At 51.5% G+C, this 21705-nt stretch carries 20 protein-coding genes and 1 tRNA gene; 19 read left to right on the forward strand and 2 right to left on the reverse strand.

Annotated features, from left to right (window positions below):
• Positions 1–211 precede the first annotated feature (211 nt).
• Positions 212–367: a hypothetical protein gene (locus ACLQ3M_RS09125; RefSeq protein WP_411677375.1), complete on the forward strand. Its 156-nt coding sequence runs from the start codon at positions 212–214 to the stop codon at positions 365–367.
• 238 nt (positions 368–605) lie between these two features.
• Positions 606–932 carry a GNAT family N-acetyltransferase gene (locus tag ACLQ3M_RS09130; protein WP_411677757.1) on the forward strand — a complete coding sequence of 109 codons (327 nt, stop codon included), beginning with the start codon at positions 606–608 and terminating at the stop codon, positions 930–932.
• Between the two features lie 87 nt (positions 933–1019).
• On the opposite strand, the gene ACLQ3M_RS09135 is transcribed toward ACLQ3M_RS09130, so the two are convergent.
• Positions 1020–1913 (reverse strand): AraC family transcriptional regulator, encoded by an 894-nt coding sequence (locus ACLQ3M_RS09135; RefSeq protein ID WP_411677376.1) that lies wholly within the window; start codon positions 1911–1913, stop codon positions 1020–1022.
• Between the two features lie 109 nt (positions 1914–2022).
• Here ACLQ3M_RS09135 and ACLQ3M_RS09140 point away from each other — a divergent pair, with 109 nt between their 5' ends.
• The 5 genes from ACLQ3M_RS09140 to ACLQ3M_RS09160 all read left to right on the forward strand — a co-directional run bounded on the left by ACLQ3M_RS09140 (position 2023) and on the right by ACLQ3M_RS09160 (position 6457).
• Complete coding sequence (locus ACLQ3M_RS09140) at positions 2023–2730, forward strand: HAD family hydrolase (protein WP_411677377.1); 708 nt, start codon at positions 2023–2025, stop codon at positions 2728–2730.
• 342 nt (positions 2731–3072) lie between these two features.
• The gene (locus ACLQ3M_RS09145; protein ID WP_411677378.1) at positions 3073–3900 is read left to right on the forward strand and encodes a PRD domain-containing protein; all 828 of its coding nucleotides are present in this window, start codon (positions 3073–3075) and stop codon (positions 3898–3900) included.
• Between the two features lie 52 nt (positions 3901–3952).
• On the forward strand, positions 3953–5413 hold the full coding sequence (nagE, locus tag ACLQ3M_RS09150; RefSeq protein ID WP_411677379.1) for an N-acetylglucosamine-specific PTS transporter subunit IIBC: 1461 nt from the start codon (positions 3953–3955) through the stop codon (positions 5411–5413).
• Between the two features lie 206 nt (positions 5414–5619).
• Positions 5620–6099, forward strand: a complete 480-nt coding sequence (locus ACLQ3M_RS09155) for a PTS glucose transporter subunit IIA (RefSeq protein WP_411677380.1) — start codon at positions 5620–5622, stop codon at positions 6097–6099.
• 100 nt (positions 6100–6199) lie between these two features.
• On the forward strand, positions 6200–6457 hold the full coding sequence (locus ACLQ3M_RS09160; RefSeq protein WP_411677381.1) for an HPr family phosphocarrier protein: 258 nt from the start codon (positions 6200–6202) through the stop codon (positions 6455–6457).
• 130 nt (positions 6458–6587) lie between these two features.
• On the opposite strand, the gene ACLQ3M_RS09165 is transcribed toward ACLQ3M_RS09160, so the two are convergent.
• A tRNA-Ser gene (locus ACLQ3M_RS09165) sits at positions 6588–6674 on the reverse strand.
• Positions 6675–6857: 183 nt separating this feature from the next.
• Between ACLQ3M_RS09165 and asnS the strand changes: the two genes are divergently transcribed.
• The 12 genes from asnS to ACLQ3M_RS09225 all read left to right on the forward strand — a co-directional run bounded on the left by asnS (position 6858) and on the right by ACLQ3M_RS09225 (position 21615).
• Complete coding sequence (gene asnS / locus ACLQ3M_RS09170; protein ID WP_411677382.1) at positions 6858–8252, forward strand: asparagine--tRNA ligase; 1395 nt, start codon at positions 6858–6860, stop codon at positions 8250–8252.
• Positions 8253–8286: 34 nt separating this feature from the next.
• The gene (locus ACLQ3M_RS09175; protein WP_411677383.1) at positions 8287–8676 is read left to right on the forward strand and encodes a bacteriohemerythrin; all 390 of its coding nucleotides are present in this window, start codon (positions 8287–8289) and stop codon (positions 8674–8676) included.
• 132 nt (positions 8677–8808) lie between these two features.
• A complete protein-coding gene (locus ACLQ3M_RS09180; protein ID WP_411677758.1) occupies positions 8809–10086 on the forward strand; it encodes an aminotransferase class I/II-fold pyridoxal phosphate-dependent enzyme in 1278 nt (425 codons plus the stop codon).
• 216 nt (positions 10087–10302) lie between these two features.
• Positions 10303–11712: a preprotein translocase subunit SecD gene (secD, locus tag ACLQ3M_RS09185; RefSeq protein WP_411677384.1), complete on the forward strand. Its 1410-nt coding sequence runs from the start codon at positions 10303–10305 to the stop codon at positions 11710–11712.
• Positions 11709–12821, forward strand: a complete 1113-nt coding sequence (secF, locus tag ACLQ3M_RS09190) for a protein translocase subunit SecF (RefSeq protein WP_411677385.1) — start codon at positions 11709–11711, stop codon at positions 12819–12821. Before secD ends, secF begins: the two co-directional genes overlap by 4 nt.
• 116 nt (positions 12822–12937) lie before the next feature.
• Positions 12938–13903 carry an HPr(Ser) kinase/phosphatase gene (hprK, locus tag ACLQ3M_RS09195; RefSeq protein ID WP_411677386.1) on the forward strand — a complete coding sequence of 322 codons (966 nt, stop codon included), beginning with the start codon at positions 12938–12940 and terminating at the stop codon, positions 13901–13903.
• Positions 13904–13916: 13 nt separating this feature from the next.
• Positions 13917–14651, forward strand: a complete 735-nt coding sequence (locus ACLQ3M_RS09200; protein ID WP_411677387.1) for a phosphatase — start codon at positions 13917–13919, stop codon at positions 14649–14651.
• Between the two features lie 19 nt (positions 14652–14670).
• Positions 14671–15579: a UDP-N-acetylmuramate dehydrogenase gene (gene murB, locus ACLQ3M_RS09205; RefSeq protein ID WP_411677388.1), complete on the forward strand. Its 909-nt coding sequence runs from the start codon at positions 14671–14673 to the stop codon at positions 15577–15579.
• Positions 15580–15595: 16 nt separating this feature from the next.
• Positions 15596–16456, forward strand: a complete 861-nt coding sequence (gene rapZ / locus ACLQ3M_RS09210; RefSeq protein WP_411677389.1) for an RNase adapter RapZ — start codon at positions 15596–15598, stop codon at positions 16454–16456.
• A gap of 16 nt (positions 16457–16472) precedes the next feature.
• Entirely contained in the window at positions 16473–17411 is a 939-nt protein-coding gene (whiA, locus tag ACLQ3M_RS09215) for a DNA-binding protein WhiA (RefSeq protein ID WP_411677390.1), read from the forward strand.
• Positions 17404–18108: a 4Fe-4S double cluster binding domain-containing protein gene (locus ACLQ3M_RS09220; RefSeq protein ID WP_411677391.1), complete on the forward strand. Its 705-nt coding sequence runs from the start codon at positions 17404–17406 to the stop codon at positions 18106–18108. The genes whiA and ACLQ3M_RS09220 overlap by 8 nt, the downstream gene beginning before the upstream one ends.
• Before the next feature lie 27 nt (positions 18109–18135).
• Positions 18136–21615, forward strand: coding sequence for a DNA polymerase III subunit alpha (locus ACLQ3M_RS09225; RefSeq protein ID WP_411677392.1), 3480 nt, complete (start codon positions 18136–18138; stop codon positions 21613–21615).
• The last annotated feature ends 90 nt before the right edge of the window (positions 21616–21705 follow it).

The following is a 21705-nucleotide window of genomic DNA, read 5'->3' on the forward strand; positions in this document are numbered from 1 at the left end:
AGCTTAGCACTGCCGTGTCTGTTTGACCGTTTATCTCGCAGAATTTTCAACAAAAATATCGAAATCGCTGACTTTTCAACAGAAAAAGGAGCTGCCCCAAAACTTTCGTTTTGCAACAGCCCCTTTCCTCATGCAACTTTTATGCTGGGTTCATTTTAAGTCAACATCCCTCGCTTACACTGGTCGTATCATCAACCTTTGGGGGAAAGCCATGAAAGCGATACCAGGTATTCATCATCCGATCCAAAACAGAATTAAGATCACACTGGCATATGATCCTGCTGACCGGGATCTGACGGCAGCAGGCGGGATGGCTATGACGCGGCCTGCGCTGCGGATTTTTTATCACGCCGCGCAGTCAATATGATCAGCGGCAAAAGCATCCTCTTGGAAAAGCTGCTGCCCTTTTTTCCGGACCGAACAGGCAAGAAGACTTACATGGCGAGGCTTGACGGGGTGAAAAGTATGTTTCCAACGCCCGATGATTCCTCTTTGCTCCGCCTGAAACCGGATGATGCGGCCGAGCTTGTTCGCCTGTATTTACAAATTGAGGAATTTCAGTCCACATATGCCGGAAGAGAGAAAAAGCGGCGGAGGAGCTGAAAATCAACCTCTCCGCCGGCGGGCGCTGTTGGGGTGTGTTTCAAAACGGGCGATTGGTTGCGGCGGCCTCCTCATCGGCAGAAAATTCCAGATCCGCGATGATCATCGGTGTCGCGACTTTGCCGGATGTCAGGCGCAAGGGACTGGCCGGCGGTCTGGTCAGCAAGCTCTGCGGCGAGCTTTTCAGCGAAGGAAAACAGTTTGTGTGCCTTTTTTATGATAATCCTTTGGCCGGACGCATCTACCGGAAAATCGGGTTTCAGGAATCAGGCGAGTATATGATGATTAAGGGAACACAGGGAAAGCAATCTGAAAGGAAAGCCGATTAGCGGTTGTACGGAGAAAAGAGAGGAGACTGCCCGGTTCGGGCGGCCTCCTCTCTTTTTCACACGGTGCTTGCTTCGTCTTGCTAGATGTTACGGCCTTTCGATCCGATTGGATTTTATATAATCTCTTGGCGGAACCCCTTTGTATCTTTTGAATATTTCGGTATAATAGCTTGAATTCGAAAACCCGACGGACAGGGCGGCTTCCGTAATGGTTCTGTTCCGCAATAGAGGAAGACTTCGATCAATCCTGTATCGAAGCAAATACTCGAATGGGGATTCATGCATATATTCTTTGAAAAAATGGCTGCATTCACTTTTCGAAATATTCGCCGCCTGAGCAATATTGCTTAATGATATTTTTTTTGCGTAGTTTTGATGAATGAAATTTAAAATTACTTTTAACAGATCCACATTTTTATTTTGCGGATTTTCCTGCTTCAGATAGGCGCGATAATGCCGGTACAGGATGCTCCAGGCTTTTAAAACCGCTGATTTTATTAAAAATTCATAACAGGGTCCTTTTTGCTGATAAAGTTGATCTGCCTCTTTTATTTTTGAAATAAATTCGCTGTTCCAATCATTGTCTTCCCGAAACAGGATGGACGTTAATGAGGTGCATTCCAGGATACTGCCGACATATTTCTCCCATAGCTCGCTGCCTGAGGGACAGCAGATGGATGGGTCCATTGTAATTGCATGGTAAACGCACGGCTGGTCGCCGATGCTCCAGCCCATATGTAGCGCATTTGCGTTTACAAACAGGCAGTCTCCGGTCTCAATGATGTATTCCTTTTCATTTGCCTTATAAACCATCTTGCCTTCAAAGACCACGGCAAGCTCAATTTCCTTATGCCAATGGCAATTAAATCGTTTGTTCTCATACTCAAGAATTTTTTCTTCCGAGATGCGGAAAGGAAACTCCGCCGTGCCGTGCTGTTTCAGTTCCCTCTGATTTCTGTCCGTATAAATTATTTTTCCCATGTTAAGCTCCTGCAATATTGTTATAAAAAGATGCAAGAACAGTATATTTTCGTTACTCTGTATGCATTATACTCGTATTTGAAAAAAGATTCAAGCGGGAGGGATCCATATGCCGAGGTCATTTGGGAGTAATCCGGTAATCGATCAGGTCGGTGTTATTTTTGATTTCAACGGAACTCTGTTCAGTGATTCCGACAAGCAGGAAAAGGCCTGGCGGACGTTCAGTAAACAAGAGTTTCACAGATCAATTACGGATGACGAATTCCAAAATTATATTCACGGCAGGAATAATAATTTCATTATGCAATATTTGGCGGATCAGCCTCTGACAGAAAATCAAATCAGCGACATGGTAGAAAAAAAGGAAGCAATTTACCGCAATCTCTGCAAAGAAGACAAATCACATTTTCATTTGGCGTGCGGTGCGGTAAGACTTTTGAATGAATTGGCTTCCCGGCAAATTCCCCGCACAGTCGCCACCGCTTCCGGAAAAACGAATCTGGATTTTTATGTGAGCAGCTTTCAGCTGGAAAAATGGTTTGACATTCAGAAGGTCATCTACGATGACGGCATGATTCCGGGCAAACCGAACCCGGATTTTTATATTCGCGCCTCTCAGGCCATAGCCGTACCCGCGAAGAACTGTATCGTGGTAGAGGATGCCGTATCGGGGATTCAAGCGGCCCATTCCGCAGGAATTGGCAAGGTAATTGCGATTTGCCCCAGAAACAAACAGGAAATATTTGCGGAGATGCCGGAAGTGTATGACGTTATTTCGAATTTTTATGAATTTGACAGATTTCTGCTGAGAATGTAACTTCGAAAAACGCTTCTCAGAGATATGAGGTTATTTAGCTTGATTCTCTCTTCGTACGGTGCACTGATTTATACAATACGAACAAAAATGAAGGAGAATTATTTTAAAGAATTGATATTGACGAATTTAATGAAATCGTCTATTATTTTTTATAGAATTTAATATAAAAAGTATGTAACTGATCCATCTGATCAGGCATGAACTTTCACGAAGGTACCGAAAGGTATTTGTGATTGTCATGCCTGATTTTTTTGCCATCGGACTCCTAAGCCACTGTAACCGGAAACGAAACGGAAGAAGCTGATGAACGGCTGTGAACCTGATCTGTTTGGAGGAATGCTTGTGGGCTTTAGTGTGGTGAAAGTGCTGAACAATAACTCGGTATTGGTGCAGGATGTGAAGGGTGCGCAAATGGTTCTGATGAGCAAGGGGATCGGATTTGGCAAAAAAACGGGTGACGCGTTGGAGGAAGGAGGGGAAGAACGAAAGGTTTTTTATATCCTCGACAGCAGGCGAAACATGAGCAAACTGAGTCAGTTTTCATGGGAACAGAGCAGGGTGGAGCAGGTAACCCGCGAAATTGTTGATATTGCCGAAAGAAGACTGAATGTTGAGAACGGAAACCTTTACGGGGCTCTTCTGGATCATATCACGTTTGCGATCGAATGTCTTCAGATGGATCTTCCCATCGACAATCCCTTTACCAGCGAAATTTCAATTCTGTATTGGGAGGAATACGATGTTGCCCAGATTGCGGCAGGAATCATCCGGGAGCGCCTTCAGGTTGAAATAGGCGAGGCGGAAACCGGTTTTATCGCGCTTCACCTGTATTCCGCACGCAGCAATAAGCAGATTGCCGCCGCAATGAAAAACACAAGGGTGTACAGTGAAATCCTTACTCTGATATCGAACTGTATGCACAGGGAGCTTGACAGCTCGTCTCAGGAGGTTAAAAGTTTTCTGTTAAGCCTAAACGGCCTGATTCGGAACGCCTCTCAGGGAAAGGAGCCCTCCATGCGTCTGAAAATACATGTAAAGTCCGAACTGAAACCATGCTGGAATACAGCGCTCCGGGTGGCCCGGCTGGTGGAGAAGGATCTGGGGGTTAGCCTTGGGGAAGACTCCGTTTCGTTTCTGGCGGTCGATATCCACCGAATGGTGCAATGGTAGGTATTTCGGGAAGATCCCGATTCCTATAAATAAATTTTTTGGGGGTAGAAAAATGGAAAAAAGTCATTCGGGAATCCTGTCGTCACTGCAAAAACTCGGCAAGGCCCTGATGCTGCCGATCGCGACGCTGCCGATCGCGGGCATTCTGCTTCGGCTCGGCCAAAGCGATTTGCTGAACATTCCGCTGATCATGAATTCCGGCAGCGCTTTGTTCGACAATCTTCCGCTTTTATTCGCCATCGGCATCGCAGTCGGGTTGGCGGTAGACAACAACGGGGCGGCCGGTTTGGCCGGAGCTGTGGCGTACTTTGTTCTGAATGCGTCGGCGCAGGCGGTAAACCACGCGCTGCAGGTCGGTACTTTCTTTATGCCGCAGAACGGCTGGCCGGAGGGGCTGACCGAAATCAACATGGCTCATTTCGGCGGAATTGTCGCCGGCGTGATCGCGGGTTTGTGCTATAATAAGTTCAGAAGCACCAAACTGCCGGATTGGCTCCAGTTCTTCGGCGGCCGCCGTTTTGTTCCGATTGTCACGGGGGGATGCTCCATTGTAATCGGCATTCCGCTGGGCCTTGTCTGGCCGTACATCCAGAAAGGCCTTGATACCGCCGCCGTATGGATGACCACCAGCCACGGCGCTGGCGAGTTTCTCTATGGCTTTCTGAACCGCCTGCTGCTTCCGTTCGGCCTTCATCACATTATCAATACGGCGGTCTGGTTTAATTTCGGTACTTACACGGATCCCACGACCGGAAAGGCAGTGTCGGGCGACCTGTGGCGCTTTTTCGCGGGAGACCCCAACGGCGGTGTGTTTACGGCCGGATTTTTCCCGATTATGATGTTTGCTCTTCCGGCCGCGGCTTTGGCCATGTATGTATGCGCCAAGAAAGAAAATAAGGCCGTTGTCGGCGGCGCTCTTTTCTCCGTGGCGTTTACCGCGTTTCTCTGCGGGATTACGGAGCCGATCGAATTCATGTTCATGTTTCTCGCTCCGGGCCTGTTTGCTATCCATGCCGTACTGACCGGCCTTTCCCTTGTAGTCTGCAACCTGTTCGGGATTCGCGACAGCTTTACGTTTTCCGCCGGACTGTTCGACTATGTTATCAACTGGGGCAAGGCGGAAAACCCGCTGCTCATCATTCCAATCGGCCTTGTTTTCGCCGTTGTCTATTTCTTCCTGTTTGTGTTTGTCATCAAGAAGTTTGACCTGAAGACTCCGGGTCGGGAGGAGGACGAGGAATCTGCAAGTTTTTCACAGCTTGTCGATAAAAGCGGGTTTGACGAGGTGGCCAGACAGTACATAGAGTTGCTTGGCGGCGCGAAAAATATCAAGGAGATCAGTTCCTGCATTACCCGTATCCGCCTGGTTTTGGACAGCAATAAGGAGCTGGATGAACGGGCTTTCAAGGGGTTGGGCGCCTCCGGTGTTATGAAGGCGGGAAATCAGGTAACGCAGATTATTGTGGGAACAAAGGCGGAGCTTTTGGTCGACGCAATGAAAAAACAGCTTTGACGGGTGTATCCGCGGCCGCTTTTTGACCTGAGGCGCGAAAAGCCTTCTGGCGGCGTAACCGGCTTTCGGCCCTATAAAAATCGGGCGTATGCATCGATGAAAAAGGGCCGCGCCGGTTCTCTGGATCATGTAAAATCGTTTTATGAACGCTTATAACGCTGTTATTTTTTATAATAATGATTCATCTTTGTTTTCGGAGGTTGACTATGGGATTATTCGGCACAAGATTCAGAAAGCTTGAAATGATGGCTCCGCTCAGTGGAAAGGTCGTTCCGATCACCGAAGCGCCGGACAGTGTTTTTTCTAATAAGGTACTTGGAGACGGGGTTGCAGTGGTTCCCAGCAGCGGAAAAGTGCTTTCGCCCGTTTCCGGAACAATCGTTCAAATTGCGCATTCTCTTCATGCGATTTGTCTTCAGAGCGACGACGGCGCCGAGATTCTGATTCACCTGGGCGTTGATACCGTCAGCCTGGAGGGCAAAGGCTTCACTTGTTTTGTCAGGGAAGGGCAACATGTGGGTGTGGGGGAAAAGCTGATGGAGATGAACCTGGAATTGATCAAAGCTAAGGGTTTGAGCACGGTTTCCCCCTGCATTATCACTAATATGGATCGGATGAAGGACTTATCCATGAAATACGGCGATGCGGTCGCCGGTGAGACGGTTGTAATGACTTATAAGGAATAAAAGAAAGCTGCGGCTTCCAGTACCTCTGGATGGAGGTGATTACTACATGCTGTTCGGAAGAATCCGGCGGCAAAGTAATTTTTGAAAGGGAAAATGAGTGATGCGGAGATTTGAATACACGATTTCGGTTCCGGAGGGGCTCCATGCCCGACCGGCCGGCCTGTTGGCGCGGTGTGCGCAGGAATGCAGCTGTGAAGTACTGATTTCTCTTAGGGATAAAACGGTAAATGCAAAAAGACTGTTTGCGGTGATGGGCCTGGGCGTCAGGCAGAATGATATCGTTACGGTACAAGTGGAAGGTGATAACGAGGCGGAGGAATGCGAAAAGCTGAAATCATTCTGCCGGGATACGTTATAAAAATGTTACAAAAATACCCGCTGCCTCAGCTTTAAGAGACAGCGGGTATTTTGGAAGATCTAATAAGCAACGAAAAAATCCACAAGCAAAATTCCGTTCGGCATGAACAGAATATCGTTGTGGATTTGAATGGCGGAGAGGACGTGACTCGAACACGCAACACCTTGCGGTGCACCACATTTCCAATGTGGCTCCTTACCAATTAGAATACCTCTCCAACTGGCACATCGGACGATTTTCCCGACCGGCTTTACTATTATAACGAACCTTTCTTAAAAAATCAACCCTTTCCTGTATAAAATTTGGGATTGGGCGAAAAAATGTTTTTTAGCCTTGCGGTTTGGAAAACATTGATATAAAATGATGATAGTTATCGATTTTAACAGGAGGATCGGGGAATTTGGAAAAAATAGATATCGCCGACTTATATCGGAAGTCCGGAACATTGGAAGGGAAAACCGTAACTGTGTGCGGGTGGGTCCGCACGATTCGCGATTCCAAAGCTCTGGGATTTATCGATCTGAACGACGGCAGCGGCTTTAAAGGGGTTCAGATTGTTTTTGAGGACGGAAGAATAGACAACTATAAGGAGGTGGCCCGACTGAACGTGGGAACGGCGGTCTCCGTTACGGGTACCGTGGTTCTCACTCCGCAGGCAAAACAGCCGTTGGAGATTCATGCGGCGGAGATAAGCGTGGAAGGTGCTTCGACCCCCGATTATCCGCTTCAGAAAAAAAGGCATTCTCTGGAATATCTGCGCACGGTGGCTCATCTTCGCCCGCGGACCAATACCTTCAGTGCCGCGTTCCGGATTCGTTCGGCGGCGGCGTATGCGATTCATACCTTTTTTCAGGAGCACGGGTTCGTTTATGTTCACACGCCCCTGATTACCGGAAGCGACGCGGAAGGCGCCGGCGAAATGTTTACCGTAACCGCTTTTGACCTTGACCAGCTGCCTTGTAGTGAAAACGGAGCCGTTGATTTTTCAAAGGATTTTTTCGGCGGGCACACCTCACTGACGGTTTCCGGTCAGCTGGAAGCGGAATGCATGGCGATGGCGTTCGGAAAGGTTTATACGTTTGGCCCGACGTTCCGCGCCGAACGCTCTTATACGCAGCGCCACGCCGCCGAATTCTGGATGATTGAGCCTGAGGTCGCTTTTGCCGACCTGAATGACAATATGGCGCTTGCCCAGGACATGATCCGCAGCGTGATTTGCGCTGTAATGGAGAAGTGCCCGGATGACCTCGCTTTTTGCAATCAGTTTATCGACAAGGGCCTGCTGGACCGTCTGAACCATGTAGCAAATTCCGATTTTGCGCGGGTTACTTATTCGGATGCGATTGAAATCCTGAAAAAGGAAAACGGCCGCTTTGAATATCCGGTGGAGTGGGGTTCCGACCTGCAGACCGAGCACGAACGCTATTTAACCGAGCAGGTGTTCAAAAAACCGGTTTTTGTCACGGATTATCCGAAAGAGATCAAGGCGTTTTACATGCGCATGAACGACGACGGCAAAACCGTTGCCGCCGTTGACCTGCTGGTTCCCGGCATCGGCGAAATCATCGGCGGCAGCCAGCGCGAAGAGCGTCTGGATGTTCTGGAGCGCAGACTGCGGGAAACCGGGATGAAGGAAGACGCATATCGCTGGTACCTCGATCTTCGCCGGTACGGCGGCGCCAAGCATTCCGGCTACGGCCTTGGTTTTGAACGCCTTGTCATGTACCTGACCGGTATTTCTAATATTCGCGACGTAATCCCGTTCCCGAGAACAACGGGTTCGGCTGAATTTTAATGAATAAACTATAATTATATGGAGGCAATCTATTATGATGTGGAATGATAACCTGAAAATCGGCGTACCATTGATCGACAGCGAGCACAGGGAGCTCTGTGACCGGATTGACAAACTACTGGCGGCCTGCAATCAGGGGCATGGAAAAGAAGAACTGATCAGCACGGTCGAGTTTCTCGAGAGTTATACGATTAAGCATTTCGGCGACGAGGAAAAGCTTCAGCGCGCCAGCACTTACCCGAAGGTTGCAGAGCATAAGAAGCTTCACGACTTCTTTACCGGGAAAATTGCGGAGTTAAAAAACGAGATTCAGAATAACGGCGCGAACATTGCCACAATTTCGAAAACCAACTATTTTTTGATGGACTGGCTTCTGAATCATATCCAGAAGGTTGACTCGGAACTGGCACAGTACATAAAATAAGCATTCCTCGGGTCAGCGCGTAAGTCTTTATGAAATGCAGGATAAAAAGATTTAACTTGCAATATCAGCGATCATATATTAAAATAAGTAATGCTTGAATCGATATTCTGCATTTTGCTGAAGGAGATGCGCATTTTGAATTTTCAATCTATGCCGAAAACGGAGCTGGAGCGTTTAAACGCGGAGCTGCTGGAGCGTTACCGCCGTTTTCAGGATCTGAAACTAAACCTGAATATGGCCCGGGGGAAGCCGGGCTCAAACCAGCTGGAGCTGTCCGTTCCAATGCTCGACATGGTCAATTCGTCTGCGGAACTGGTTTCTGGAAGCGGCGAGGATTACCGTAATTACGGCGGGCCGCTCGGTCTTCCGGAAATGCGACGGCTGATGGCCGCGATGATAGAGGTTCCTGAGGGGAATGTGATCATCGGAGGAAATTCAAGTCTGAATATGATGTTCGATACCATTGCCTGCGGCATGACGCACGGCTTTTCGGACTGTGCGCCCTGGGGCGGGCAGAAACATCTGAAATTTCTCTGCCCTTCCCCGGGCTATGACAGACATTTTGCCGTAACGGAGTATTTCGGCTTTGAACTGGTTGCTGTTCCGATGACGCCGGAAGGCCCCGACATGGACGTTGTCGAAGAGCTGATTCAGGATTCCACCGTAAAGGGAATCTGGTGCGTGCCGAAATATCAGAACCCAACCGGAATCACTTTTTCCGATAAAGTGGTCCGCCGTTTCGCCGGGCTGAAGCCGGCTGCGAAAGATTTCCGCATTTTCTGGGATAACGCTTATTGCGTGCATGATCTGACAGAAGAGCCGGACCGTCTGCTGAGCCTTTGGAAGGAATGTGAACTCAAGGGCAACCGAAATCTTGCTTTCTTCTTTGCCTCAACCAGTAAAGTCACATTCCCCGGCGCCGGTATTGCCGCAATGGCGGCGGACGACGATGATTTTAAAGTGCTGAAAAACCGCTATTCGTTCCAGACAATCGGTCCGGATAAGCTGAATCAGCTTCGTCACGTCCGTTTTCTGGAAAATCTCGACGGAGTCCGCGCTCATATGGCCCGCCATCGTGCGCTGCTGGTTCCAAAGTTCAAAACGGTTCTTAGTAAGCTGAACGAAGAGCTTTCCGGCAAAGGGATCGCGTCCTGGACGAAACCGAACGGCGGCTATTTTATCAGTGTCAACGTCATGAACGGCTGTGCAAAGCGGGTCGTTGAGCTTTGCGCCCAGGCCGGGGTAAAGCTTACGGGCGCCGGCGCGACTTATCCGTACGGCAAGGACCCGAACGACAGCAATATCCGCGTCGCACCCACTTATCCTCCCGTCCAGGAGCTGCGTCAGGCGGTGGATTTGTTCTGTCTCTGTGTACAGCTGGCTGCTGCGGAGAAACTTCTGAATCCGTAAATGGAACATAAAAAATCCTCCTTTCCGCCATTCCGTTTCAGGAAGCAAAAGGAGGATTCATTTGCGCGGGAGGGGTCAAAATCCCTCCCTTATTTTTATGGAGGATAACAACGAATTATGCCATGAAATTGATTGACATTTTGGAGTTACAACAATATAATTAATGTTGTACGTCTGCGAAATTCGCGGAAAACCAACATATTGGAGGATTCACGCATGAAGCGAGTACCAAAACCGGTGTTTTTCATCGTCGCCCTCCTCATCCTGCTTTTAACCTATACCTCTGTTTTCGGTATTAAGGGAAAAAACGGGGATAATACGACCACCTATGTGAAGGGGGTCGGGGATATCAGATGGGGAATCGATATTAACGGCGGTGTGGAGGCAACTTTTTCGCCGGCCACAGGAGCAAAAGCTACCAAAGAACAAATGGATTCGGCCGAATCGATTATTAAACTCAGGCTGGTGAACAACAACATCACCGACTATGAAGTTTATACCGATTATAACCACGACCGTATCATCGTTCGTTTTCCGTGGAAAAGCGACGAAAAAACGTTTGACCCGCAGACCGCGATCGACGAGCTTTCCGCGACCGCTCTTGTAACGTTCCGTGAGGGCGGGGATTACACAACCGAGACAACCGGCTCGGATGGACAACCCGTTTACAAAACGCCGAAGGGCACGACGGCGACCAACATCATCCTGCAGGGCAGCGATGTGGTGAGCGCCAAACCGGAGCTGACTACCGATAAAACAACCGGCAAGTCAACTTACCAGATTGCTCTGAAGCTGAGTGACAACGGCACCAAAAAGTTTGCGGATGCGACAAAACGGCTGGTCGGTCAGACCATTTCGATCTGGATGGATGACACGAGAATCTCGGCGCCTACGGTTGACGAAGAGATTCCGGACGGCAACTGCGCCATTAATTCGCCAAACGGCTTTACCGCGGCGGAGGCTTCCTCACTTGCCAACAAGATCAATGCGGGCGCCCTGCCGTTTAAACTGACCACGACCAGTCTGAACACGATTAACCCGACTCTCGGAAAATCGTCTCTGAGCGCCATGATGATGGCGGGGATCATCGCGTTTATCCTGATTGCGCTGCTGATGGTCTTTATTTTCCGCCTGCAGGGCTTTGTCGCGGTGATTTCGCTGCTCGGTCAGGTTGCGCTGATGTTTGCGGCGGTTTCCGGGTATTTCCCGTTTGTCAACAGTTTTACCATGACTCTGCCGGGAATCGCCGGTATCATTCTTTCCATCGGGATGGGCGTCGACGCGAACATCATTACGGCAACGCGCATTAAGGAAGAACTTTGGGCCGGAAAAACGCTGTCGACAGCGATTATGATCGGCGACAAGAACAGCTTTTCCGCGATCTTCGACGGGAATATCACGACCGCGATTGTTGCAATACTCCTGATGCTGGTCTTTGGGCCGACAAATATTCTTTCCATGATTTTCGGCGTGTCGACCACAGGCACGATCTATTCTTTCGGTTATACGCTCCTGATCGGGATCATTGCCAACTTTGTGTTCGGCGTGTTTACGACAAGAATGATGTCGAAATCCCTTTCGGGCTTTACACGGAGTAAATGGTTGTATGGAGGGCCGAAGGAATGAGAAATTTTCACATGAAATTTTATGAAAATCGAAAGATTTTCTTCACGATTTCCCTTGGAATTATTGCTGTCGGTTTGATTTTCAACATTGTTTTCGGCGTCAAGCTGGATATCAACTTCAAGGGCGGCGCCATGATCAAGTACTCTTATTCCGGCGATGTTGACGCTGCGAAAATAGAGAGCGTCGTTCATGATACGGTAAACCGCAGCGTTTCCGCGGCGGTCAGCCAGAACATTAAATCCGCGTCTGGCGGCGAGACACTGAACAACGTAACCCTTTCCTTTGCCGGAACCGAGTCCATGTCGCCTGATAATCAAAAGGCGATTCAGACGGCTTTGAACAAGGAATATCCAAAAGCGGATTTCCAGGTTGTCGAGTCAAACTCGGTAAATCCGACCATGGGGCAGAGTTTCTTTCTGAAGTGCATGGTCGCGGTGCTGATTGCGTTCCTGCTTCTGGATTTTTATATTGCGGTCCGTTTCCGCAAAATCGGCGGTACGGCGGCGGCTGTGTTCGGTATTGTGGCCCTGTTGCACGATGTGGCGATGGTGTACTTCACTTTCGTTCTTTTCCGGATTCCGCTTGACGCCAATTTCATCGCGGTGGTTTTAACCGTCTTGGGTTATTCACTGAACGATACCGTTGTGGTGTACGACCGAATCCGTGAAAACAGAAGGCTGCTCGGCCTGAAGGCGGGTTACGGTTCTCTGGTCAACATCAGTATCAACCAGACTTTCACCCGCTCGGTTTATACGGCCCTCAGCACCTTTGTCGCCGTTGCGGTGGTATTCGTAGTCGGCAGTTTCTATCACCTGACCAGCGTCACTACGTTTGCTTTGCCGATGATGGTCGGTGTGGTGAGCGGCGCGTATTCCTCCATCTGTATTGCGGGACCGCTTTACGTCATGTGGGAACAGCACAAGACGAAAGAAAAGGCCTCCAAGCTGTCGCTGGCCAGCCAGACGGAAGCAAAGGCGGCGGACTCCAAGCCAGTGGAGCTGCCTTCCGCTCAGCCGGAGGAACCGGCTTCTTTGGAGCAGAAGAACGAGACCCCCAGGAAGTCTTCTGGGGCGAAACAAAAACCCAAGGGTAAAAAGAAAAAACGTTAGAATTTGTAAATGGCCGGCGCTCGAAAGTGCGCCGGCCTGTTTTTTTCTGAATTGCTTTAAAGTTTGCAGCTTTTGAGATATAATATTTTTAAAACAACTGGAAAGCAGGTAGTAGCATGTCTGCAAAATACACCGTGCCTCTCTCAAAAGTGATGAAGGAGTTGTCACTGAATGTAATCAGTATGCCCTGTGAACCGGACGAAATCCTTATTTCATCAATGGATGTAAACCGGCCGGGCCTGGAACTGAACGGCTTTTACGACTTTTATGACACCACCCGTATTTTAATTTTCGGCAATGCCGAATCGGCTTTTCTGAACTCCATTTCCTCCCAGAAGCGGAAAGACGTCTTAAACGCCATTTTTTCTCAGAAACCGCCGGCGGCTATTATTGCCCGCGGACTGAAACCGCTGCCGGAGCTTTTGGAAGCGGTAAGGGAAAATTCCGTACCGCTGCTCAGTACGGCGGAGACTACCTCCAGCCTGGTGGCCGCGCTCGTTTCTTTCATGAATGTGGAGCTGGCGCCCCGCATTACGCGACACGGCGTTTTGGTGGAAGTGTACGGCGAAGGGATTTTGCTGGTCGGCGACAGCGGCGTCGGCAAAAGCGAAACGGCGATCGAGCTGATTAAGCGCGGGCATCGTCTGATCGCAGACGATGCGGTGACGATTAAGCGGGTTTCCGCCAAGTCGCTGGTCGGCGAAGCACCGGATAACATCAAGCATTTTATCGAGCTCAGGGGCATAGGTATTATCAACGCCCGCAGGATTTTCGGCATGGGCGCTGTAAAAGTTTCTGAAAAAATCGACATGGTCATCAATCTGGAAATTTGGGATAACCAGAAAATCTATGACCGCATGGGAATCGACAGCGAATTTACAGAAATATTGGGAATCAAGGTGCCTGTTCTGACCATCCCGGTCAAACCGGGCAGAAACCTTGCCATTATTATAGAAGTCGCCGCGATGAATAACCGGCAGAAAAAAATGGGATACAATGCGGCGGAAGAATTGCTCAGTAATCTGGGTATGGATCTTTCCGTGATGCAGGAAACGGAAAAAAAGCTTGAACTGAATTTCTAGAAAGGCGGGAACCATGAATCTGATTGCGGACACCCACACACACACGATTGCTTCCACTCATGCTTACAGTACACTCTCCGAGATGGTTCACGCCGCGGCGGAACGGGGCCTGTTTGCCATTGCGGTTACCGATCACGGACAGGAGATGCCCGGAGCGCCCGGCCGATGGTATTTTCACAATTTAAGGGTCTTGCCGAGAGAGATGGAACATGTTCTGGTCCTTCGGGGCGAAGAAGCCGATGTAACGGACTTTGACGGCGGTACCGATTTGAACCCGGAGGATGTTTCGACTCTTGACTGGGTGGTGACGTCCATGCACGAAGTCGCCATGAGGGACAAGGCTCCCACGGTGGAAAAGGTGACAAACGCATGGCTGAGTGTAGCCAAGAATCCTCTGATCCGGGTCATCGGTCACAGCGGTTCGGAACTGTATCGTTACGATTATGAAACGGTCCTGCCAGTGTTTGCCGAAAACGGCAAACTCGTCGAGCTGAATGAGGCTACATTCACGGGAAGAAGTGATTCTGTCCCGAACTGCACCAGAATCATGGAGCTGTGCAAAAAGCACGATGTGCCTGTTATTGTTAATTCGGACGCGCATTTTTCCACTCAGGTCGGGCGTTTCGACCGTTCCCTTCAGCTGCTTCGGGAGATTGATTTTCCGGAGGAACTGGTCGTAAACTCAAGCATTGAGCGTTTTTGCGACTATCTGAGGCAATATACCACAGTGCTTTCCAACCCGGCCTGAAGAAAAGGAGGACGAACCGTTGGATTTTCTGGAAGAGCTTGAGAAATATGCTCGTTCGCTTGGATGCGAAACGTACCGGAACGAACCGATGAGCCGCCATACAACGTTCCGGATCGGCGGCCCGGCAGACTTGTTCCTCATTGTGAATGATAAGTCCGCGCTTCGGGAAGTATCCCGTAAATCGTGGGATCTCGGCATAAAGCTGTATCCCCTTGGCAACGGGTCGAACCTTTTGGTCAGCGACGCGGGAATCAGGGGAAGCGTTGTTTCTCTGGGTAAAGGATTTCAGAGGATTGAGCCGTGCGGCGAAAATGAACTGGAATGCGGGGCGGGGATTTCTCTTGCAGGTTTATGCAATTTTGCAAAAAACCATTCTCTGACGGGGCTTGAATTCGCCTGGGGAATCCCCGGCTCCGCGGGCGGCGCGGCATTTATGAACGCCGGAGCTTACGATCATTCCATGAGCGAAGTAATTACCGCGTGCAGCCACGTGACTCAGACGGGAGAGGCGGGAATCCTGCGGGGCGGGGATCTTCAGTACGGTTACCGCAAAAGCGCCTATTCCGGAAACGGATCTGTCATTACTTCCCTTCGCCTGAAGCTGAGCCCGGGCGACCCCGAACAGATCTCCTCCACAATGCAGGAACTGTATGACCGGAGAAAATCCAAACAGCCGCTTGAAATGCCCAGCGCCGGCAGCATTTTCAAACGCCCGCCCGGCCACTATGCGGGGACTCTGATTGAACAGTGCGGGCTGAAGGGCCGGCGCGTCGGCGGAGCCATGGTCAGCGAGAAGCACGCCGGTTTTATTGTGAACGCCGGCGGGGCCACCTGCGGCGACGTGCTTCGGCTGATTGAACTGATCCAGGAAACCGTTTACCGTGAAGCCGGCGTCCGGCTGGAATGCGAAGTGAAACAAATTGGCTGATATCCCGGAGGAGCTTATGGAATTTTTAATCGTAACCGGACTTTCCGGAGCCGGAAAATCCCGCGCGATGGACGCGCTGGAGGACATCGGTTTCTACTGTGCGGACAATATTCCCCCAAAACTGATCCCGACCTTTTATGAGCTTTCCAGACAGGCAAAGGGAACCCTCTCGCATGTCGCGGTTGTGACGGATATCCGGGGAGGCGACATGTTTTCCAGCCTTCTGGAAACGCTGGATCAGATGAACTCCGACGGCAAGGATTACAAAGTGCTTTTCTTGGACGCGAACGATTATGTTCTGGTCAACCGGTTTAAAGAAACACGGCGCAAGCACCCGCTTGCCGACAATTGTCTTGGCTCTCTGGATCAGGCGGTCCGGCTGGAACGCGATGTGCTTCGGCTTGTGAAGGAACGGGCGGATTATGTCATAGACACTTCTCTGCTTTCTCCCGCGCAGCTGAAAAAGCGGATTTCCGGTCTGTTTCTGGGGGATGCTTCCGACGCGCTGATGATCCACTGTATTTCCTTTGGGTTCAAATACGGCGTGCCGGCCGAGGCGGACCTTGTTTTTGACGTTCGCTGTCTTCCGAATCCCTATTATGTGGAGGAACTGAAAAATCTGACGGGGCTGGATGAACCGGTTCGCAGCTATGTCATGAAATGGGACCAGACGAAGGGTTTTGTCCGGCGGTTCCTGGACCTCATCGACTATATGATACCGCTCTACTGCGGAGAAGGAAAAAGCCAGCTTGTCATTGCAATAGGCTGCACCGGCGGGCACCACCGTTCCGTAACGCTCGCGGAGCTTCTCTACAATCATTTGCTGCAGCAGAACCTGCGGACAAGCGTCAACCACCGGGATATCCAGAAACAATAAAATTCGGGAGGAAGCCATGTCGTTTTCTTCGAATACCAAAACAGAATTGTGCCGCATCCAGGCGGCGGACTGCTGCCGAAAAGCGGAATGTTACGGCCTTCTGCTTTTTGGCAGATGTTTTTCGGCGCAGTCCATCACTTTGACGACGGAGAGCAAAGAGACGGCCAGACGCGCCGCGGAGCTAACGGCCGGAATAACCGGCGCCTTTGCGGATGTGTCCGTATCGCCGCGCAAAGGAGACCGGAGAAGCGCCTATACGGTTTCGGTTCCCGGGGAAAATCAGATTGAGCATGTGCTTAATCAACTTGGTCATACCGGCAGGGAAATCAGCCTGCGGATCAACCTTGCCAATCTGGAAAATGATTGCTGCCGCTCCGCCTTTCTGCGGGGAGCGTTCCTTTCCTGCGGTACTGTTACCGACCCATCCAGGGATTACCGGCTGGAATTTGTGGTTCCTTACCGAAACCTGGCCCGCGACCTCACCGCGTTTCTGGCAGACATTTTCGAACTGGATGTAAACCCGGGAATGCTGAACCGAAAGGGCTCGTACGTTGTTTATCTGAAGGGGAGCGAACATGTTTCAGATTTGCTGACGTTCCTTGGGGCCGGAAACGCCGCCATGGAGCTGATTCAGGTTCGCATGCTCAAAGAAGTCCGGAACAATGTCAACCGAAAGACGAATTTTGAAGCTGCCAATATTGAAAAAACCGCTTCCGCCGCCGCGGGACAGCTGATGGCGCTGAAAAAGATACTTGCGGGCGGCGGTGTATCGGCACTGCCGGAGGAACTGAGGGAACTGGCGATTCTGCGATACCGGAATCCGGATTTGTCGCTGCGGGAGCTGGGGCAGAAGCTGGACCCGCCGCTGAGCCGCTCCGGGGTCAATCACAGGCTCCGCCGAATGATGGAACTTGCGGATTGTCTGCCGGCGACAGAAGGTGAGAGCCATGATTGATCTTAATAAGGAACTGAGAGAAATTCTTTTTTCAGAGGGCGCGGAGCTTGCGGGCGTCGGCAGCCTGGCCGCCGCAGCCCCGGAGGAACTGCCATTCGGCGTGTCGGTCGCCGTATCGCTTTCGGCGGAGGTGATCGCCTCGCTTCCGAACGGCCCTGCGGGAATTTACTACGACGCTTATTTTGAGCTGAACCGACGATTGGACCGAATTGTGACAGCAGGCGCGGATTACCTGACCAGAAGCGGATACCGGGCACATGCTCAGACGACATCGGCGGTCAGGGAATTCGGAAATTATCGCACCGCGCTTCCCCATAAAACGGTTGCAACGCGCGCGGGAATCGGCTGGATCGGGAAATGTGCGCTGCTGGTAACAGAGCAATTCGGTCCGGCGGTTCGTCTGTCGTCCCTGACGACGGATGCTCCTCTTTCCTGTGCCGAACCGATTGACGAATCCTGCTGCGGGCCCTGCACGGCCTGCGGGCGGGCCTGCCCCGGACATGCGGTTTCCGGCAGACTCTGGCACGTCGGCATGGACCGGGACGAATTCTTTGATCCGTTGGCCTGCCGCAAGGCCGCGAGAGAGCTGGCGGCAGAGAAGCTTCACCAGGAAATTACGCTTTGCGGCCGGTGTATTGCGGCCTGTCCATATACGAAACGGTATCTGAACCGCATGCGGAACGAACCTGCACGATAAATTTTAAAAGTAAGGAGGAGGGGCGTTTTGTTCGTCCATCTGCATGTACACAGTGAATACAGCCTTCTGGACGGAGCCTGCCGCATCAAACGGCTGGTCGATACCGCGGCGGAGCGCGGCGCCCCGGCGGTCGCGGTGACGGACCACGGCGTCATGTACGGTGCGGTCGACTTTTACAGAGCCGCGAAAAAGCGGGGGATTAAGCCGATTATCGGCTGTGAAGTATATGTTGCGCAGCGCACCCGTTTGGACCGGGTTCACGGTTTGGATTCCGAACACCGGCATCTGGTTCTGCTTTGCGAGAACAACACCGGCTATCAGAATCTGATCGCTCTGGTTTCCCGTTCGTGGACGGAGGGCTTTTACTCCAAGCCGCGCGTCGATTTTGAACTGCTCCGGCAGTACCATGAAGGACTGATTGCCCTCTCTGCGTGTCTGGCAGGTGAAATCCCGCGTAATTTGACCGCGGGCGATTATGACGGGGCAAAGTCTGCCGCTCTGCGGTACGAAGAAATTTTTGGCAGGGGAAACTTTTATCTGGAGCTTCAGGATCACGGACTGCGGGAGCAGAAGCTGGTGAACCCCTCCATCCGACAAATTTCCCGGGAAACAGGAATCCCACTTGTGATGACAAACGACTGCCATTATATCAGCCCGCAGGACAGCGCGATGCATCACATCCTGCTTTGCATTCAGACAAACCACACCGTTGAGGACAAGGACGGAATGGAGTTCGGAAGCGATCAGTTTTATTTTAAAACGGAAGAGGAGATGCGCGCACTGTTTCCGGATTGCCCGGAAGCGGCGGACAACACCGTGAAAATCGCGGAACGCTGCAACGTGGAGTTCGAGTTCGGCAAAACGAAGCTGCCCCGGTTTGAGACCCCGAACGGGCAGGAGAACACCGCATATTTCCGCGAGCGGTGCTATGAGGGTTTGCACCGGCATTATGGGGAGCACCCGGATCAGACCATCGTGGATCGCCTGGAATATGAGCTGGGCACCATCGAAAAAATGGGCTATGTCAACTACTATCTGATTGTTCACGACTTTGTGCGCTATGCGAAAGAGGCCGGAATCCCCGTCGGCCCGGGCAGGGGGTCCGGCGCGGGAAGTCTTGCCGCCTATTGCATCGGGATCACGGGAATCGACCCGATCCGATACAATCTGCTGTTCGAACGGTTCCTGAATCCGGAACGCGTCTCCATGCCGGACTTCGACATCGATTTTTCGGATGAGCGCAGGCCTGAGATGATCGATTATGTGGTGCGGAAATACGGCGCGGATCACGTTGCACAGATCGTGACGTTCGGAACCATGGCGGCCCGCGGTTCCATCCGGGACGTCGGACGGGCGATGGCGATTCCTTACGCGCAGGTGGATACCATTGCGAAGCTGGTTCCGTCGGAGCCGAACATTACGCTGGACAAGGCCCTGCAGGCTTCCGGCGAATTCCGGCAGCGGTACGATACGGATCCGCAGGTGCACGCGCTGATCGACATGGCCCGTCAGCTGGAGGGCATGCCGCGCAACGCCTCTACGCACGCCGCCGGCGTGGTAATCACGGACCGGCCGGTTGCTGAGTATGTCCCGCTTGCAAAAAACGGGGAGTCTATTGTCACCCAGTACACAATGACGACGCTGGAGGAGCTCGGCCTTTTAAAGATGGATTTTCTCGGGCTGAGGAACCTTTCCGTGATTCACGACGCGGAAGAGATGATCGCGGAAAAACAGCCCGGGTTCAGAATGGAGGACATCCCGCTTGATGATCCTGAGGTTTACCGAATGCTCTCCGAGGGAAAGACGGACGGCGTGTTTCAGTTTGAATCCGGGGGAATGCGGAATGTGATCGCGCAGCTCGGGCCGGAAAAGATCGAGGATCTGATCGCCGTGATCTCGCTTTACCGGCCGGGGCCGATGGAGTCGATTCCGCGCTATATTGAAAACCGGCACAATCCCGCCAAGGTGACTTACCGACATCCGCTTTTAAAGGGAATTCTGGACGTTACCTACGGCTGCATTGTGTACCAGGAACAGGTGATGCAGGTTTTTCGCACCCTTGCGGGCTACTCGCTCGGCAGAGCGGATATCGTTCGCCGCGCGATGAGCAAAAAGAAGAAAGACGTAATGGAACGGGAACGCGAAATCTTTCTGCACGGCCTGTTGGATGAAAACGGAAATGTGGAGGTGGAAGGCTGCGCGCGGCGCGGCGTCGACGAGCAAACGGCGCGGGCGGTGTTCAGCGAAATGGAGAGCTTTGCCTCCTATGCGTTCAATAAATCGCACGCGGCGGCCTATGCCTTTCTCAGCTATCAGACCGCATGGCTCAAATGCCATTACCCCCGCCAGTATATGGCCGCGCTGATGACCAGCGTGCTGGACAACAACAATAAGCTCTCCGCTTATATCGCCGAATGCCTTCGCCTGGAAATCCGCGTGCTGCCGCCCCATGTCAATGAAAGCGCCGCCGGATTTACCGTATCCGGAAAAGATATTCGTTTCGGCCTGCTGGCGGTGCGAAACCTCGGGCGCGGATTCATCGACGGACTTGTAAGCGAGCGGGAGGAGCAGGGAAAATTCAGGTCCTTCTTTGATTTTGTCCGCCGCGTGTATGACGGTATGAACCGCAGAACCTTGGAAAGCCTAATTAAATGCGGGGCGCTGGACGGCCTCGGTTCCAACCGTAGGCAAATGCTTTCCGGCTCCGATTCCGTTCTCGACTACCTTGACGCCGATAAAAAGCGGAATGTGGAGGGGCAAATCGGTTTTTTCGATTCCTCCGCGAAGAACGGGACGGATGAATTCAGGCTGGACGACCTGCCGGACCTTCCGGCTTCCGACAAGCTTTCGATGGAGAAAGAGGTTACCGGTCTTTATTTGTCCGGACATCCGATGGCGGAGTACGCGGATGCGTATGAGAAACTGCACGCGACGCGGCTCAGCGACGTGCTGGAGGGCGCGCAGGACGGCAGCGGCGCGATGAAAGACGGGCAGCGGATTACCGTGCTCGGAATCCTGACCAAGGTTCGTGTCAAAGTGACCAAAAGTGACAGCACGATGGCCTTCGCGACAGTGGAGGACATGTTCGGTTCGTTGGAAATGCTGGTGTTTCCAAGAACCCTTTCCGAATACGCGGAATGGATTGCGGAGGGAAAGATCCTTCTGATCCAGGCGCATGTCAGTGTCCGCGAGGACGAAGATCCCAAGCTGATCTGCGAATCCGTCAAACCGGCTTCTCCCGCGCCGGGCAAAGCCGGCCGGTCTTCCGGCAGAACAAGTCCGCCGGGCCTGTATTTAAAGGTGCCGGGAGAAGACAGTCCGCAGTATGAGAAAGCGAAAAAGTATCTTGCCGTTTTTGACGGTTCCACTCCGCTGTATGTTTTTTTTGCGGATTCTCGCCGGCTGTTTCATGCGCCGCTTTCCATGCGTGTCGGTTTGAATGATGTTCTGCTTCGTGAGCTGAAAAAGCTGCTTGGCGAAAAAAATGTAGCAATTGTGGAGGATTAGAAACAATTATCCATATAACGGAAACTTCTGTCCATATCTTTCGGTTGATAACGGCGGCTCCTTTCGATTATAATAACTATAGAGACATAA

The sequence above is a fragment of the Caproicibacter sp. genome, from assembly GCF_046707225.1.
In the GTDB taxonomy this organism is placed as follows: domain Bacteria; phylum Bacillota; class Clostridia; order Oscillospirales; family Acutalibacteraceae; genus Caproicibacter.

Bases quoted from the DNA above. Each gene is read 5' to 3' on its own strand.
- ACLQ3M_RS09125 (WP_411677375.1), top strand. From the start codon at position 212: ATGAAAGCGATACCAGGTATTCATCATCCGATCCAAAACAGAATTAAG.
- ACLQ3M_RS09135 (WP_411677376.1), bottom strand. From the start codon at position 1,913: ATGGGAAAAATAATTTATACGGACAGAAATCAGAGGGAACTGAAACAG.
- ACLQ3M_RS09140 (WP_411677377.1), top strand. From the start codon at position 2,023: ATGCCGAGGTCATTTGGGAGTAATCCGGTAATCGATCAGGTCGGTGTT.
- nagE (WP_411677379.1), top strand. From the start codon at position 3,953: ATGGAAAAAAGTCATTCGGGAATCCTGTCGTCACTGCAAAAACTCGGC.
- ACLQ3M_RS09155 (WP_411677380.1), top strand. From the start codon at position 5,620: ATGGGATTATTCGGCACAAGATTCAGAAAGCTTGAAATGATGGCTCCG.
- ACLQ3M_RS09160 (WP_411677381.1), top strand. From the start codon at position 6,200: ATGCGGAGATTTGAATACACGATTTCGGTTCCGGAGGGGCTCCATGCC.
- ACLQ3M_RS09175 (WP_411677383.1), top strand. From the start codon at position 8,287: ATGATGTGGAATGATAACCTGAAAATCGGCGTACCATTGATCGACAGC.
- secD (WP_411677384.1), top strand. From the start codon at position 10,303: ATGAAGCGAGTACCAAAACCGGTGTTTTTCATCGTCGCCCTCCTCATC.
- secF (WP_411677385.1), top strand. From the start codon at position 11,709: ATGAGAAATTTTCACATGAAATTTTATGAAAATCGAAAGATTTTCTTC.
- hprK (WP_411677386.1), top strand. From the start codon at position 12,938: ATGTCTGCAAAATACACCGTGCCTCTCTCAAAAGTGATGAAGGAGTTG.
- ACLQ3M_RS09200 (WP_411677387.1), top strand. From the start codon at position 13,917: ATGAATCTGATTGCGGACACCCACACACACACGATTGCTTCCACTCAT.
- rapZ (WP_411677389.1), top strand. From the start codon at position 15,596: ATGGAATTTTTAATCGTAACCGGACTTTCCGGAGCCGGAAAATCCCGC.
- whiA (WP_411677390.1), top strand. From the start codon at position 16,473: ATGTCGTTTTCTTCGAATACCAAAACAGAATTGTGCCGCATCCAGGCG.
- ACLQ3M_RS09220 (WP_411677391.1), top strand. From the start codon at position 17,404: ATGATTGATCTTAATAAGGAACTGAGAGAAATTCTTTTTTCAGAGGGC.